At 75.3% G+C, this 15,968-nt stretch carries 13 protein-coding genes; 5 read left to right on the forward strand and 8 right to left on the reverse strand.

Features of this window, described 5'->3' with window-relative positions; translation table 11 throughout:
• The first annotated feature begins 24 nt into the window (after positions 1-24).
• The 3 genes from ACH45N_RS16015 to ACH45N_RS16025 are packed head-to-tail and all read left to right on the forward strand — an operon-like array spanning position 25 to position 5,497.
• Complete coding sequence (locus ACH45N_RS16015; protein ID WP_397395544.1) at positions 25-1,959, forward strand: glycosyl hydrolase family 28-related protein; 1,935 nt, start codon at positions 25-27, stop codon at positions 1,957-1,959.
• Positions 1,960-2,012: 53 nt separating this feature from the next.
• A complete protein-coding gene (locus ACH45N_RS16020) occupies positions 2,013-3,938 on the forward strand; it encodes a fumarylacetoacetate hydrolase family protein (RefSeq protein ID WP_397395546.1) in 1,926 nt (641 codons plus the stop codon).
• Complete coding sequence (locus ACH45N_RS16025; RefSeq protein ID WP_397395548.1) at positions 3,935-5,497, forward strand: arylsulfatase; 1,563 nt, start codon at positions 3,935-3,937, stop codon at positions 5,495-5,497. Before ACH45N_RS16020 ends, ACH45N_RS16025 begins: the two co-directional genes overlap by 4 nt.
• A 27-nt stretch (positions 5,498-5,524) precedes the next feature.
• Here the strand turns inward: ACH45N_RS16025 and ACH45N_RS16030 are convergent, their stop codons facing one another.
• Positions 5,525-6,940 (reverse strand): MFS transporter, encoded by a 1,416-nt coding sequence (locus ACH45N_RS16030; protein ID WP_397395550.1) that lies wholly within the window; start codon positions 6,938-6,940, stop codon positions 5,525-5,527.
• Positions 6,941-7,669: 729 nt separating this feature from the next.
• Here ACH45N_RS16030 and ACH45N_RS16035 point away from each other — a divergent pair.
• Entirely contained in the window at positions 7,670-8,092 is a 423-nt protein-coding gene (locus ACH45N_RS16035; protein ID WP_397395552.1) for a hypothetical protein, read from the forward strand.
• 194 nt (positions 8,093-8,286) lie between these two features.
• On the opposite strand, the gene ACH45N_RS16040 is transcribed toward ACH45N_RS16035, so the two are convergent.
• Positions 8,287-9,090, reverse strand: a complete 804-nt coding sequence (locus tag ACH45N_RS16040) for an SDR family NAD(P)-dependent oxidoreductase (RefSeq protein WP_397395554.1) — start codon at positions 9,088-9,090, stop codon at positions 8,287-8,289.
• Between the two features lie 199 nt (positions 9,091-9,289).
• On the opposite strand from ACH45N_RS16040, the gene ACH45N_RS16045 reads away from it, so the two are divergent.
• A complete protein-coding gene (locus tag ACH45N_RS16045) occupies positions 9,290-10,057 on the forward strand; it encodes a TetR/AcrR family transcriptional regulator (protein WP_397395556.1) in 768 nt (255 codons plus the stop codon).
• Between the two features lie 539 nt (positions 10,058-10,596).
• Here the strand turns inward: ACH45N_RS16045 and ACH45N_RS16050 are convergent.
• The 6 genes from ACH45N_RS16050 to ACH45N_RS16075 form a co-directional block, all read right to left on the reverse strand.
• Complete coding sequence (locus ACH45N_RS16050; RefSeq protein WP_397395558.1) at positions 10,597-11,505, reverse strand: alpha/beta fold hydrolase; 909 nt, start codon at positions 11,503-11,505, stop codon at positions 10,597-10,599.
• Positions 11,502-12,236: a TetR/AcrR family transcriptional regulator gene (locus ACH45N_RS16055; RefSeq protein WP_397395560.1), complete on the reverse strand. Its 735-nt coding sequence runs from the start codon at positions 12,234-12,236 to the stop codon at positions 11,502-11,504. The genes ACH45N_RS16050 and ACH45N_RS16055 overlap by 4 nt, the downstream gene beginning before the upstream one ends.
• 56 nt (positions 12,237-12,292) lie before the next feature.
• A complete protein-coding gene (locus ACH45N_RS16060) occupies positions 12,293-13,189 on the reverse strand; it encodes an NADP-dependent oxidoreductase (RefSeq protein ID WP_397395562.1) in 897 nt (298 codons plus the stop codon).
• Between the two features lie 142 nt (positions 13,190-13,331).
• On the reverse strand, positions 13,332-14,558 hold the full coding sequence (locus ACH45N_RS16065) for a YibE/F family protein (RefSeq protein ID WP_397395564.1): 1,227 nt from the start codon (positions 14,556-14,558) through the stop codon (positions 13,332-13,334).
• Positions 14,559-14,644: 86 nt separating this feature from the next.
• Positions 14,645-15,058: a nitroreductase/quinone reductase family protein gene (locus tag ACH45N_RS16070; protein WP_397395566.1), complete on the reverse strand. Its 414-nt coding sequence runs from the start codon at positions 15,056-15,058 to the stop codon at positions 14,645-14,647.
• A complete protein-coding gene (locus ACH45N_RS16075; protein WP_397395568.1) occupies positions 15,058-15,867 on the reverse strand; it encodes an SDR family NAD(P)-dependent oxidoreductase in 810 nt (269 codons plus the stop codon). Before ACH45N_RS16075 ends, ACH45N_RS16070 begins: the two co-directional genes overlap by 1 nt.
• Between the last annotated feature and the right edge of the window lie 101 nt (positions 15,868-15,968).

Genomic DNA, 15,968 nt, shown 5'->3' on the forward strand with positions numbered 1-15,968 from the left:
AGGCTCAACGGAAGGAAAGCAACGATGCACCAGCCCGTGACCCGACGGAACATGCTCCGCACCGCCAGCCTGGCCGGCCTCGCCACCGCCGCAGGCGCCGTGTCCACCCCGCTGTCCGCCGCTCTGTCCCCCACCCCCCGGTCACCCGGCGCGCTCCCGGGCGAGCCCGGCCCGCCCGAGCTGTCCGACCCCGCGCTGGCCACCCTGGACATCTCCGGAGCCACCACGCCGCAGGAGTTCGGCGCCCTGGCCGACGGCGTCAACGACGACACCGCCGCGATCCAGGCCGCCATCGACGCGCAGTTCGAGCGGCTCAGCAAGATCGTCTGGTTCCCGCCGGGCACGTACCGCATCACCGCGCCGCTCGTGGTGCGGGACACCGAGTTCACCGAGCCGATGAACCTCAACCGCATCGTGCTGGCGGGCCAGGGCACCATGGGCGTGCGCACGTCGCTGATCCTCGTGGACTTCGACGGCACCGGCCTGGAGATGCACGCCCCGCTGTGCGGCATCCGGGGGCTGTCGTTCATCACGCGGACCCGCACGGCCAACTCGGTCGCGGTGCGCACGGCGCGGACCAACAACACCGACGACATGGACGCCACCATCACGGAGTGCACCTTCGTCTCGTTCAACCAGGCGGTGGTGCACATCGGGCGCGGGCTGGTGTTCACCAACAACCTGGTGGCGATCTCCGGGACCGCCCTGACCGTGCAGTGGCCCATGGACGGCACGGGCGGCGGCGACCTGCACCTGCTGCCGTACGGCATGCGCAAGTGGCTCATCGAGGGCAACCACTTCCACAGCATGAACCAGTGCATCGCGACCACCGGCGCCGAGAACGAGAACTTCCGGGGCGCCGTCATCTCGAACAACCTGGTCGACATCGGTCGCCGGTTCTTCGCCGGCGGCATCATCAACTCCACGATCGTCGGCAACGTCGTCGAGCACGCCTCCGGGCCGGCGATCGACATCACGGCGGGCGGCAGCAACCTGACCATCGCGGGCAACGTGATCGGCGGCGGCGGGGTGGAGCCGGGCGGCAACCGGCCCCCGAACGCGATCCTGTTCCGCGGCGTGGACGCGCACAACGTCACCATCAGCGGGAACACGTTCAACTGGATCAACCTCGACCCGGTCGCGTTCGAGCAGTCGGCATCCGAGATCACGATCTCCGCCAACTCGTTCGACAACTGGAACCTGGAGCGCAGCGTGATCCGGGGCGCGGTGCGGGTCGCCGGCGACGCCGACGGGATCTCCGTGATGGGCAACGCGTTCGGCGCGAACACCGTGCCCGCGAACGCGCCCGTGCGGGTCACGGGCACCCTGACGGGCTCCACCATCAGCGGCAACACCCTGGACGCCGCCGCGCCCGTGCTGCTCGCGGGCACCGTGGGCGAGGGGTGCTACGTGCAGCGGCGCAGCGCCGGGAACAACGAGCACGAGCTCACCTCCGCGAAGAACGGCGCGTCCGTGGTGCGGGCCACCGCGGCGGACGGGTACGCGGACGGCGACGCCTACGGCAGCTTCCTCGCGGCGTCGGCCCAGGCCGCGGGCGCGGGGCCGGGCGTCAAGGGCGGCGTGCGGGTGGTGCCGGACGGCGACGCGGGGGCCGCCGTCGTCGAGCTCGTGGCCGCGACGCCCGAGACGAACGCGCTGGCCGCCGTCCGCGTCGGGGCCGACGGCGTGGTGCCCACCGCGGACAACGAGCGCGACCTCGGCTCCGCGGAGCTGCGGATGCGCCGGGTCCACGCGCACAGCCTCCAGCTCGTGCCCCACCCCGTGGCCGAGCTGCCCGACCCCGTCGCGGGCGGGCTCGTGATGGTGTCCGACGCGCTGGGGCCCTTCCCCACGCTCGCCGTGTCTGACGGGCGGCGCTGGTACCGGGTGATCGTGGCCGGGTACCTCACCGCCGACGGCGCGACGATCGAGGTGCCGGGCGCCGGGGACATGTCGTGAGGGGGGCAGTCGTGAAGGAACAGCCGTGAGGGGACAGCCGTGAGAGGACAGCCGTGAGGCTCGCCAGCTTCCTGGCCCAGGGCACGGAGCGCTGGGGCGTCGTGCTGCGCGACCCCGGCGTGGCGGACCGCGAGTGGCTCGTCGAGCCCGTCCGCGCCGAGGCCGCGCTGGCGGCGCACGGGCCCGTCCCGGCCCCGGGCCCGGCCCCGCACTTCCTCGCGGGGGCGTGGCCGGACACGCTCGTCGGCCTCCTCGCCCTCGACGACGCCGGCCTGGCGGCCCTGTCCCGGCTCGCCGCCGCCGTCGAGCAGCGGGCGCGGACCGACGTGACGATCCTGCCGCGCTCGGGGCACCGGGTCGGCGCGGCGGACGACGGCGTCGAGCTGCTCGCGCCGGTCCCCCGGCCGCGCCTGTGCTGGGGGCTGGTGACGAACTCGCCGTCGTTCGTGCGGAACCGGCCGGGCGTGCCGCTGCTCAACCTGTTCCCGCTGGGGCACCAGCGGCCGCAGGGGGCGGTGGTCGGGCACGGCGCGCCCGTCGTCGTCCGGCACGGCCACCACCTGCCCGCCATGGCCTACAACGTGGAGCTGGCCGTGGTGATCGGCCGGGCCGGGCGGGACGTCCCGGTCGGGCGGGCGATGGAGCACGTGGCGGGGTACACCGTGGTGGACGACGTGTCCGGCACCCACTACTTCTCCACCGTGCCGGGCAATGCGGGCGCCGGGTACTCGCTGCCGCCCGGCTACCAGGACTGGCTGTTCCAGGCCACGGCGTCGTGGGCCGGCAAGAAGGCCGACACGATGTGCCCCATGGGCCCGTACCTCGTCACGAAGGACGAGGTGGGCGACCCGTACGACCTGCTGATGTGGACGCGGCAGTCGGGCCGCACGCGCGACCGCGCGCACAGCGGCGCCACCCTGCTGGGCATCGAGCGGGTGCTCGCCTGGTACTCCTCGTTCGCGTCGCTGCACGTGGGCGACGTGATCCACCTCGGCACCATGGGTATCGACGGCCTGCCCGTCACCCCCGGCGAGGTCGCCGCCGGCACGCGGCTCGAGGTCGAGATCGAGCGCGTGGGCGCGCTGGCCAACCCGGTGGTGGCGCCGGACGACGGCCCGGGGCCGGCGCCGCCGGACCTGACGCGGCATCCCTCGTGGGCGGTGCGGGAGCTCGCGCTGCGCGAGCGCGCCGAGCCCGGCTCGACGGTGATCGGGGCGCCCGCGGACTGGTCGGTCGCGGGGGTGCGGCACTTCTGGACCGCCTTCGGCAACGCCGCCCCGCCGACCGGCGTCGACCCGGACGGCCTGCCGCGGCTCGTCGTGCCCCGCTTCCTCAACGGCCCGGCATCGGCGCTCTCGGCGGGCAGCGCCGCGGGCGGCGGCGTGGTGCGCGTCCCGGCGCGCGCCACGGACCTGGTCGTCGCGGTCGAGCTGGCGCTGGTGCTGCGCCGCCTGGTCGCAGAGGCTCCCGCCGGGTCAGACACACAGGTCCCCGGAGGGACCTGGACGTCCGACACGGCGGCGCTGGACGGCCTGGTGCTCGGGTACACGCCCCTGGTCTCGGTCTGCGACCAGTCGTTCGCCGACGCCGTCGCCGAGCCCGCCCGCGCCGGCGAGCGCGGCATCGGCGCCGTCTACGGGCGCTGGGCCGACGGCTTCAACGTGGTGCTGCCCGCACCCGGCCCGTTCCTGCCCGTCGCCGCCCTGCCCGACCCCGCCGGCTGGTGGGGGCGCGAGATGTGGCTGACGACGGCGGCGGGCACCGTCCGCGGCTCGACGACGGAGTACGCCGCCGGGCCGGGCGAGCTGCTCGCCGCGATCTCGCGCATGATCACGCTGTTCCCGGGGGACGTGGTGACGCTGGGGTCGGCGTCGGCCCGGGTGCGCGTCCCGCGCGAGCAGTACGCGGCAGGACTCGACGTCACGGCCGGGATCGAGGGTCTGGGCAGTGTCCACACCCGGATCGCGGGGGCGACGTGACCCGCCGGCCCGACGTGCTCGTCGTCCTCGCCGACGACCTCGGCTTCTCCGACCTCGGCGCATTCGGCGGCGAGATCGACACCCCAGCCCTCGACCGGCTGGCCCGGCGCGGTGTCCGGATGAGCTCCTTCTACGCCACGCCCCGCTGCAGCCCGTCACGCGCCGCGCTGCTCACCGGCCGCCACGCGCACGACGTCGGCGTCGGCGTCCTCACCAGCGACGACCGCCCGCACGGCTACCGCGGCTCGCCCGACCCCGCGGCGTCGACCCTCGCCGAGCGCCTGCGCGCCGTCGGCTACACGACGGCGCTCGCGGGCAAGTGGCACCTGTCGTCGCACCCGGACCGGCCCGACGAGACGTGGCCGACGCGCCGCGGGTTCGACGAGTTCTACGGCGTGCTGCCCGGCGCGACCAGCTACTACCGCCCGCCGCTGGTCCAGGGCGAGGAGCGGCTGCCGCCGTCCGCCACCGCGGGCGACTACTACCTCACGGACGACCTGACCCGGTACGCGCGGGGGTTCGTGGAGCGGGCGCACCACGCCGGGCGGCCGTGGTTCCTGTACCTCGCGTACACGGCGCCGCACTGGCCGCTGCACGCGCGCGAGGCCGACGTCGCGCGGTACCGCGAGCGCTACCTCGCGGGCTGGGACCGCCTCCGCGAGCGCCGGCTGGCCGCGCAGCACCGCCTCGGCCTGGCCACGACCGCGGACCTGCCGCCGCGCGACCCGCGGGTGCCGGCGTGGGCGGAGACGGCCGACCGGGAGTGGGAGGCGGAGCGCATGGCGGTCTACGCGGCGCAGGTCGAGGCGATGGACCGGGGCGTGGGCACGCTGCTGGACCAGCTCGCGGCGCAGGGCACGCTGGACGACACGCTGGTCGTGTTCTGCTCGGACAACGGGGCGTGCGCGGAGGAGCTGCCGCCGCCGTCCGGCCGCCTGGGCCCGGACGTGTCCCCGCCGACGACGCGCGACGGGCGGGCCGTGCGGGTGGGCAACTCCCCCGCCGTCGTCCCGGGGCCGGAGGACACCTACGCGAGCTACGGGCGGGCGTGGGCGCACCTGTCGAACACGCCGTTCCGGCTGTACAAGCGGTGGGTGCACGAGGGCGGCATCGCGTCCCCGCTCATCGCGTCGTGGCCGGCGGGCGGTGTGCGGGGCGGGGGCCGGACGGCGGGGCCGGGCCACGTGGTCGACGTCGCGCCGACGGTGCTGCGCGCGGCGGGCGGCGACGCCGGCGGCATGGCGGGCGTGAGCATGCTCGACCAGTGGCGGGGCGCGCCGGCCGTGGAGCGGCCGCTGTTCTGGGAGCACCTCGGCAATGCCGCCGTGCGGCACGGGCGGTGGAAGCTGGTGCGCGAGGCGGGGCGGCCGTGGGAGCTGTACGACGTCGGCGCGGACCGCGGCGAGACGCACGACCTCGCGGGCGCGCACCCCGACGTCGTCGCGCGGCTGGAGCGCTGCTGGGCGGCGTGGGCGCGGTCGGCCGGCGTGATCGAGTGGGACCGCCTGCTGGCGTACTACCGCGAGCGCGGCCTGGAACGGTCGGTGCTCCCGGACTGACCCGGTGGGTCGTTCCCCGCTTTCTGGTCACCTGGTTCCGTCGGGACGACGGCTTGGGCGGTGGCGGCGGTGGCGGCGGTGGCGGAGCAGCAGCTCGCCGAGCACCGTCATCAGCAGCACGGCGGCGCAGGCGCCCGCGAACAGGGCGAGGGCGTGCATGCCGGCGGTGTCGGGCTCCTGCCGGTAGGCCGCGGCGGTGGCCGCCGTCGCGCACAGGGCGCCCACGTACATGAAGGTGCGGAACAGCCCGGACGCGGCGCCGATCTGCTCCGGGGTGGCCTGCTCGTACAGGGCGTTCTGGTTGGCCAGCCCGTTCAGCGCCTGCGGGATGCCGTGCAGCGCGATGACGACACAGAGCCAGAGCACGGACGTGCCGCCGTCGAGCAGGAGGAGCGCGGCGCAGGCGACCACCTGCACCGCCGATCCGGCGAGCAGCTTGCCCAGGATCGCGGGGCTGCGCCCGGTCAGCACGGTGAACAGCATCGCGGTGCCGAACATCGGCAGCACCACCAGCCCGGTGTGCGACGGTGACAGTCCGCGGGCGTGCTCCAGCCACTGCGGCATGCCGTAGACCACGCAGTACATGACGATCCCGGTCAGCATCTGCCGGACGTAGGTGAGCAGCAGGGGCCGGTTCTGCCCCAGCACGCGGACGTCGAGGAAGGGGTCGGTCGTGCGCAGCTCTCGCCACACGAACCCGGCGCCGGCCACGAGCGTGATCGCGACGAGCCACAGCGCCCGGGCCGCCGGGTCCATGAGGAACAGCATCAGCGCGGTGAGCGACACGGCGAACAGCGCGACCCCGGCGGCGTCCCAGGTGCGGCGCGGGCCCCGGGCGGCGTCCGGGGTGTGGGCCGCGGTGTGGTCCGCGGCGTCGTCCGCGGCGTCGTTCGCGGCGTCGTTCGCGGCGTCGTCCCGGGGCAGGAACAGCGCGCCCAGCACCAGGCAGGCGACGGCGAACGGCACGTTGACGGAGAACACCGTGCGCCAGCCGCCGAGGTCCACGAGCAGCCCGCCGAGCGACGGCCCGACGACCGCGATCACCTGGTTGGCGAAGGACAGCGTGGCCAGCACCCCGGCGGGCGAGGGTCCGCCGGTGCGGCGTCCCTCGCGCTTGATGAGCGCCATCGACGCCGGGTAGCCGGCACACGTGCCGAGGCCGATGAGCACCCGGGCGACGACCAGCCAGCCGAGCGTCGGCGCGAACGTGCCGAGCAGCCCGGCGGCGCCGACGAGCGCCGTGCCGATGAGGTACAGCCGCCGCGGCCCGTAGGTGTCGACCATGCGGCCCACCACGGGCTGCCCCACCGCGCACGCGAGGTACAGCGCGCTGACCAGCCACGCGGTGTCGGACGGCGGCGCCCCGAACGCCAGGCCGATCGGCACGAGCGCGACCGCCAGCAGCGAGGTGTTGAGCGGGTTGAGCACCGAGCCGAGCACCATCGGCGCGATGAGCCGGCGGTCGAACCGGGCGGGCGCGGGGTCGGGGCCGCTGCCGGGGCCGTCGGGTTGGTCGGGGTGGTCGGCAGCAGCGGGTTGATCGAGGCCGGCGGGCTGGGAGGGATCAGCGGGTCGACCGAGGCCGGCGGGCCGGGAGGGATCAGCGGGTCGACCGAGGCCGGCCGGTCGACCGGCGCGTACGGGTTGATCGGGACCGCCCGGCTGACCGGCGCGCACGGGTTGATCGGGACCCGTCACCCTGCGGCTCGCCTGCTGGGTCGTCGTGCGCCCCGCCCGACGTCGCACTGCCGACGCCCGCTCTGAAATTCGGTTGCCTCGGGCACGCTCTCACCGTACACCGGTGCGGTGGGCAGCCTGCTCGTGCGGTGGGCAGGTCGCAGGCCGGGGGCGCCAGTCCGCCCCGAGGCCGGCAGTCCACCCACACGGTCGGCAGTCTGCATCGAGGTCGGCAGCCCACACGGCCGGCAGCCCACCCACACGGTCGGCAGTCTGCATCGAGGTCGGCACAGGCCTGTGCCGACCTCGATGCAGACTGCCGACTCTGCGAGGCAAACTGCCGACTTTGCTGCGAGGTGCCGAGCACGGGGTTGACCGCCGGGTTGACCGCCGGGCCGACCACCGGACCGACCACCGGACCGACCGCCGGACCGACCACTGGGCCGACCGCCGCCGTCGGCGCACCGTCCTCGCCGGAAGTGCGAGACTGCGCCCATGCGTGACGACGAGTGGTCCCGGCAGCGCGCCGAGGCGGTGCGGGTGCAGGCGGAGCGCCTGGAGGCACGGCAGGACGCCGAGCACACCCGCGCGGAGGCGATGCTGCGCGAGTTCGTGGCCGCCGCGCGCACCGCCGGGCTCGAGCCCGAGGACCTCCAGGTGCAGGGCTACGGCGGGCGCGGGACGGCGCGCACCGGGCTCAAGGGCTGGTACCTGCGCGTCGACCGCAGCGCCGGGGTCAGCACCGACGGCGACTTCTACGTGCTCACCGCGCCCATCGGCCTGCTCGATCGCCTGCGCGGGATCCGCCCCGAGACCCGCCGTCCGCCCCTGGTGCTCGGCGCCGGCGGGAAGGACGGCGAGTCCATGCCCCTGGCCGACGTCCTGGACCGCCTGCTCCCGGGCTGGCGCACGCGCTGACCCGGGGGGCCGACCGCCGCGCCGCTGTCCACCGGGGGGCTGACCGCCGCGCCGCTGTCCACCCACGCCGTCGTCAGCCACGGCAACGCCGTCCCGCGCCGGAATCGGCCCGCGCCGACGTCGGCCCGCACTCGTTGACCTGCGCCACCGTCAGCCGCCGCCAGCCCTCGCCGACCGTCGGCCCCGCGCCGCCGTCAGCCCGTCGAACGACCCAGGTCCTCCCAGCGCCGCCACGCGGCGACCCGCTCCTCGGTGATCGGCAGCACGGCGTCGACGGCGAGGTCGCCGACCAGGATCCGCAGCGGCGGCTCGTCGGCGTCGACCACGGCGAGGACCACGCGGGCGACGTCGGCCGGGGACGACGACCCCGGCGGGTGCCAGGCGGCCGCACGCAGCGCGTCGTAGGCGGGCAGGTGCGCGGCCTGCACCCCGGACTCGTCACGCCAGCCCGTGTCGACGGGCCCCGGCTCGACGAGCGTGACGTGGACGCCGAACCCCGCGACCTCCTGGGCGAGCGCCTCCGACAGCCCTTCGAGCGCCCACTTCGACGCGCTGTAGCCGCCGAGGCCCGGCCAGGCGGCGACCCCGCTGGAGCTGGAGACCTGCACCACGTACCCGCCGCCCTGCGCACGGAGCACCGGCAGGGCCGCCTGGGTCACGTGCAGCGCGCCGAAGAGGTTGACGTCGAGCTGGTCCCGGAGCTGCTGGGGCGTGATCTCCTCGACGGTGCCGAACAATCCGTAGCCCGCGTTGTTCACCACCACGTCGATGCGGCCGAAGGCCTCGACCGCCGCCCGCACCGCGGCCCGGGCCTGGTCGGGGTCGGTCACGTCGAGGCGCAGCGGCAGGACGGCGTCGCCGTGCCGGGAGACGAGGTCGTCGAGCGCGGCCACGTCGCGCGCCGTCGCCGCAACGTGGTCGCCGCGCTCCAGGGCGGCGACCGTGATCGCCCGGCCGAGCCCGCGGCCCGCGCCGGTGACGAACCAGGTCCGGGTCATCGGGTGCCGGCCGGGGTGTGCGGCGGGGTGGGTGCGTGGGTGCGCACGGGGGCAGTCGCCATGGGCGTCATCGTGCCAGGCGAGCACGGGTTGCGTCGCAGATCGGGTCCGGCCGCCGGCCACGGCGGTCTCCCGAGCCACCGGACCGTACCCCCGCGCCCCGGGCATCGGCTCCAGGAGTTGGCACTAGGCTCGCGGCATGCCCGTGGACGACGTCGACGCCCGGCCCGCACCGCCGCGGACCCTGACCCGCCGCGAGCGCCTGCGGCGGCAGACGGTCGACGAGATCGTGGAGCGGGCGCTGGACCTCGTCGACTCGGGCGGGGCGCACGGCCTGTCGATCGCGTCGGTCAGCAAGGCGATGGGCATGACGCCGCCCGCGCTGTACCACTACTTCGCCTCCCGCGACGCGCTGCTCGACGCCCTGGTCCTGGCCGGGTACACCGACCTCGGCACCGCGGTGGAGGACACCGCACGCGCGGCGTCGGACCGCCCGGCCCCGGAGCGGGTCGCAGCGATCGCGCACGCGTGGCGGCGCTGGGCGCTGGAGCACCCGCGGCGCTACGCGATGCTCTTCACGGGCAGCCGGCGCGAGGCCGTGGACCCGCTGGAGCACGTCGGCCCGATCACCGCGAGCATGCTCGCCCTGGTCACGGCCCTCCAGGAGCTCGTGCGGGACGCCGGGGGCAGCGACGGCGACGAACCTGGCGCGGGGCGAGATCCCGGTGCGGGGCAAGGTTCCGGTGCGCGGCAAGGTCTCGACGCGGAGCTGTCCCGGTGGGGCCGGACGCTCGGCGCCCCGCCGGAGACCGCACCCGGCGCGCTGCGGCTGGCGCTGTCCACCTGGTACCGCGTGCACGGGCTGGTGTCGCTGGAGCTGGTCGGCGGTTTCGACACGATGGGGCTCGACGGCGGCGACCTGCTGACGGCGGAGATCGAATCGCTGATCCACGAGGCGACCCGCTGACCGACCCCGCCCCACGCCGGCCGCCCCCACCCCGACCGGACCGGCCCACCCGGACCGGCCCAACCGGACCGCGCCGCCGCGGCATGCCCCATCCGCACCCCCGTGGCCTGCACCCCGCCCGATCGGCTCGACGGTGCCCCGACCCGATCCACCCCGCCGCACCCCCGCCACCGCCCCGGCAAAGTGCGCTTCTACCCCGCGATTGGGCCCGAAACAGGCCCGTTTTCGGGCCCAATCGCGGGGTAGAAGCGCACCTCGCACGCCCACTCGGCGGAGCCTCGCTCAGCGCGGCAACGGTCGGCGCCGCGCCACTCGGCCCAGCCCCAACTCGGTGCAGCCCCGCTCAGCCCACCCGCGCTCGACGCCGCCCTGCTCGACCCCACCCCGCTCGGACCCCACCCCGCTCGACGCGGCCGCGCTCGGCCCAGCCGCGCTCAGCGGCCGTCCGGTCGGCGCCACCCCGCTCGGCGCCACCCCGCTCAACGCCACCCCGCTCGGCGCCACCCCGCTCAACGCCGCCCCGCTCAACGTCGCCCCGGTCAACGCCGGTCCGGGTCGGGACTCCCGGCGTGCTCCTGGAGGAACTCCCGGACCAGCGCCACCACTCGGTCCGGCTGGTCCAGCGTGGAGAGGTGGCCGGCTCCGGGCAGCACCGCCGACCGCGCGCCGGGCGTGGCGGCGACCGCGGAGTCGAGCTCGGGCCGGAGCACCAGCGGGTCCTCCGAGCCGCGCACCCAGAGCGTCGGCACCGACAGCCGGTGCAGCGCCGGGAGAAAGTCGGTGCGCATCGCGAACGGCCCGAACGAGAGCACCTGCCAGTCGTCGAGGGCCGGCTCGCGGTGCCGGTCCTTCTGTTCGGCCTCGCGCTGTGCGAGCTCGACCGCCCGTTCGAAGCCCGGCGTATTCGCGCCGTGCTGCAGGTTGTCGACGAGCGAACGGCGCACCGCGCGCGGGCTCCGCGCCAGCCACGCCGTGGTCGCGCGGAGCAGACCGGGCGTGCGCGTGGACAGCCACGTGACGAGCTGTGCCGGACGCCGCGCGCCCAGCCCGCCCGGTGCCAGGAGGACCGCGGCGCTGACCCGGTCCGGGTGGTCGAGCGCCGTGCCGATCGACACGCCGCCGCCCATCGACAGCCCGACGAGCGCCGTCCGCCCGATGCCGAGCTGGTCGAGCAGCCCGATCACGACCCTCTGGAGCAGCGGCTGGTCCACGGGCCCTGCCCAGGGTCGGCTGCCGCCGTGCCGCGGCAGGTCGATCGCCAGGACCCGGAAGTGTTCCGCGAGCGCCGGCGCCACGTGCATCCAGTCCAGCTCCGCCGTGTCCAGCATCGCGCCGTGCAGCAGCAGGACCGGCGGCGCGTCGGGGCGGCCGCTCGTGTAGAGGCGCACGGGTCCGCCCGCCACGGTGAGGTCGCGGACGTCGTCGAAGGCGGTGGTCGCGGTCGTCATGGCCCGGTCCCCTCCGCCGGGCCGACGACGCAGGCACGCGCCTCTCCAGCGCCCGCCCCGCCAGCGTCCGGCTCGCCAGCGTCCGCCTCGCCAGCGCCCGCCTCGTCCGGGCCGACGCCGGCGGCGTCCACCTCGCCCGGACCGATGTCGATCCCCTCGCGCACCAGTCCCTCGACCACGCCGAGCGCCGCCCGGAGCTGGTCCGCCGTCAACGGCCCGATCAGCGCCGAGGCGGAGAGCAGCCCGATCGTGACGCTCGACAGCGCGAGCGAGACCGCCTCGGGGTCGACGTCAGGGCGCACGCGCCCGGCGGCGCGCAGTTCCTCGAGGTGCGCCGTGATCCACCGGAACCGGGCGCGGTACCGCTCGGGATCGACGGCGCGGACGTGCTCGCCGAGCACCGCCCGGTCGTCGAGGAACGCCGCGGACATCAGCGGGTCCGCCAGCAGCGCCTCGACCCCGGCGCGGTAGAGCGCGCTCAGCGGGACCGGATGCGGCAGGTGCGCCGTCAGCGCGTCCACCCGCTCGCCGAGCCGGGCGGTCGAGCGCAGCAGGACGGCGTCGAGCAGCTCGTGCTTGCCCGCGAACTCGCGGTAGACGCCGCCCTTGCTCACGCCGGCGGCCTCCGCAACCGACTGCATCGACATCGCGTCGAAGCCGCGATCGAGCACGAGCCGTTCGGCGACGTCGAGCAGTGTTTCCCGGCGGTCCGGGATGGTCGGTCTGGGCATGCGCACCTCCGTAGTGACCCAAACTACCGTATCGGTCACTACGGGGAGCCACCTGATCAGGGCACGAGCACGACCTTGCCGCCGGAGTGCCCGCCGTCGACCAGACCCTGCCCCCGCGCCGCCTCTGCCAGCGGCAGCACGTGCGCGACCGGCACGGACACCTCGCCGCGCAGCACGCGGTCGATCAGGTCGGCGAGCTCGGCGGCCGACGGTTCGGCGCGCTCGCTGAACTCCACGCCCAGCCCGTGGGCCGCCGGGTCGGTGAGGGTCAGCACACGGTCGGTGCCGCCCCGCAGCTCGATGCTGTCGGGAAGCACGCCCGCACCGGAGGTGTCGAGCACGGCGTCGACGACGGGCGTCAGCGCGCGGACCCGCTCGACGAGCCCGGCGCCGTACGTCGTGGGCGTCGCCCCGTACGCCGCGACCCGGCCCTGGTTGGCAGGCGACGCCGTGCCGATCACGCGCACGCCGGCTGCGACGGCGAGCTGGGTCACCAGCCCGCCGATGCCGCCGCTCGCGCCGTGCACCAGCAGGGTCTCCCCCGGCTGTGGGCCGAGGATCCGCAGCGACCGCCGGGCGGCCTCGCCCACCACGGGGAGCGCTGCGGCCTGCGTGACGGCGAGCCCGTCGGGCACCCGAGCCCAGCGTCTCAGGAGGGCGAGCTCCGCGGCGCCCCGGCTCGTCCACCCGGTGACCCGGTCGCCCGGGGCGACCCCGGCGACGTCCGCCCCCACCTGGTCGACGACGCCCGCGACCTCCAGCCCCGGCACCGCCGGGAGGCGCGTGCGGAACGCGGACTCCATGGCCCCCGAACGGACCTTGCCGTCGAACGCGTTGAGGCCCACCGCCTCGACCCGGACCCGGACCTGCCCCGGCCCGGCCTCCGGCTCCGGGACCTCGCCGAGGTGCAGCACCTCGGGCCCGCCGAACTCGTCGTACACCACTGCGCGCATCGTGCGTCCTCTCCCTCAGGTACAGTCTGCCCGCCGTGTCCGACATCGCGGTTCGGGACTCGGCAGCCCAGGACCCCACGGTCCAGGACTCCGCAGGTCAGGACTCCGCAGGTCAGGACTCCGCAGGTCAGGACTCCGCAGGTCAGGACTCCGACGCCCGGGCCTGCGTGGCCCACGCCTCCGACACGGGCGCCATCAGCTCCGGGTCCGACGACGGTTCGAACCCGGCGCCGCCCGCGAGGTCCGTCGTCGGCCCCGGGACGGTGAGGGTGGCGATCGCGGTGGTCACGGGGATGGCGAGCACGAGGCCGATCGAGCCCACGAGGGTGCGCACCACCTCCTCGGCGATCTCGCCCGAGGTCAGGGCCGTGAGCGGTGACTGGTCCACGAGCCAGACGATCATGAGCAACGGCAGGGCGGCGCCCACGTAGGCGAAGGCGATCGTGTAGACGGTCGAGGCGATGTGGTCCCGCCCGATCCGCATCGCGCTCGTGAACAGCTCGGCCCGGGACGCCGCCGGCGCGACGGCGCGCAGCTCCCAGACCGCGGAGGCCTGCGTGATGGTCACGTCGTTCAGCACGCCGAGGCCGGCCAGGACGATGCCGCACAGTGCGATCCCGCGCAGGTCGGCGAGGGGCGCGCTGGACGGCAGGAAGGCCGAGGCCTCGTCGGAGGTACCGGTGATCTGCGCGGCGCCCGACGCCCAGGCGGCGATCCCCGCCGTCAGCGCGAGGCCCACCAGCGTGCCCAGCAACGCCGTCGACGTCCGCGCCGACAAGCCGTGCGCCAGGTACAGGGTGACGAACATGATCAGCGACGACGTCACCAGCGCCACGCCGAACGCGTTCTGGCCCGCGAGCAGGGCCGGCATCGTGAACCCGAGGAGCACCAGGAACGCGATCCCCAGACCGGCCATCGCCGCCAGCCCGCGCCACCGCGCCACGAGCAGCACCACCAGCGCGTAGACGACGGCGAGCAGCGCGATCGGCAGCTCGCGCTGGAAGTCCATGAACACGAGCGGGTCGACGCCGGGCTGCGCGACCCCGGAGATGTCCACCGCGGTGATCCGGTCGCCCTCGGCGAGCGGGACCGACGGGCCCGGCGACTGCATCCGGGACGCGCCGCCGTCGGCGAGCTCCACGGGAATGCTCCCCGTGGACGGGTCGGCGGGGCCTGCGATCGTGACGTCCACGAAGGACGTGCCCTCGGCCCGGTTCGGCACCCGATCGGGCACGTCCCCGGCGTTCGGCCACAGCAGCCACAGCCCGGCCAGCGTCGCCAGGAGCGCCGAGACCAGGATCATGACCAGGAAGAACGTGGTCTTCGGCGCGGCAGGGCCCGCCGAGCCGTGCAAGGGAGCGTGCGCCATGCCGACATCCTGACCCACGAGTGCGACGCGGGCACGGCGAGCCGGAGCGGCGTCCGAGATCAGCGGTTTGTGCACCGAGCCGCGGTTCAGTCGGGAAAGCTCACCTCGACCAGGCGGCACCGGCGCACCCAGTCCTCCAGGTCCACCGGCTGCGGCAGGTGGCCGGGGTTGGCCGGCTGGTTGAGGTCGGCGACGATCTCGGTGAGCACCGCGCGCCGCTCCGCGTCCTCGGTGACGGGCCGGGCGGTCGCCCGCAGGTCCGCCCGCACGCCGTGCTTGAGGTGGAACGTGAAGGCGGGCTCCGCCACCAGGTTCACGTACCAGCTCGGCCGGTCGACCGTGCCGCTGCACAGGTACGTGCGGCCGGCCACGTGGTAGAAGAAGATCTCGATCCGCCGGGGCAGGCCGGTCCGCCGGCCCGTCGTCGTGACGTCGACGATCCGCTGCCGGGTCGTCGCGGCCGGCGTGATCTCGACCGCCCGGCGCACGGCGGCGTCCATCAGGCCGCCTCGCTCTCGCGCCCCGCGGCGTCCGGCGCGTCGTACCGCAGCGCCGGGCCGAGCAGCAGGCCGCCGTCCACCACGAACTCCGACCCGGTGGCGTAGGCGGCGTCCCCGGACGCCACGAACAGCGTCAGCCGGGTCACGTCCTCGGGCTGGCCGACGCGCGGGATCGCGAACGGCTCAGGCGTGTAGGCGTCCGCGATGGGCGCGGCACCGGGCGCCGCCGGCTCCGTGATGAACCCGGTCGCGACCGCACCGGGGTGCACCGAGTTCACGCGGATCCCGTCACGGCCCAGCTCCATCGCCGCCGTCCGGGTCAGGCCGCGCAGCGCCCACTTGCTCGCGGTGTAGGCCGCGAAGTAGGGCGTGGCGGTATTCGCCATGGACGAGGCGATGTTCACGATCGAGCCGCCTCCGCCACGACGCATCGACGGCGCGACGGCGCGGATCCCGAGGAACTGCCCGGTCACGTTGATGTCCAGCAGCCTCTGCCAGTCGGCGGGCTCCGTGTGCTCCACCGTCGCCGCCGCCTGCGGCACGCCGGCGTTGTTCACCAGCACCGACACCGGCCCGAAGCGGTCCTCGGCCGCCGCCACGGCGTCGGCCCACTGCCGCTCCTCACGCACGTCCAGGGTGACCGCCAGGGCCCGCTCCCCCAGCTCCGCGGCCAGGCGGGTCCCGCGCTCGAGGTCCCGGTCCCCGATCACGACGTCGGCGCCCTCGGCGTGGAAGGCGCGCACGTGGCTCACGCCCATGCCCCGGCCCGCACCCGTGACCAGGACCGTCTTGTTCTCGAATCGCCGCACGACGTCGTCCTCTCGTCAGGTTCCGAGTCGCTCGACTCGGAACATGGGAGACGCTACGACGCGGCGGGGTTGTGAGTCAAGCGACTCACCTCGCAGGTTCC

It is taken from the genome of Promicromonospora sp. NPDC019610 (assembly GCF_044389365.1).
In the GTDB taxonomy this organism is placed as follows: Bacteria; Actinomycetota; Actinomycetes; order Actinomycetales; family Cellulomonadaceae; genus Promicromonospora.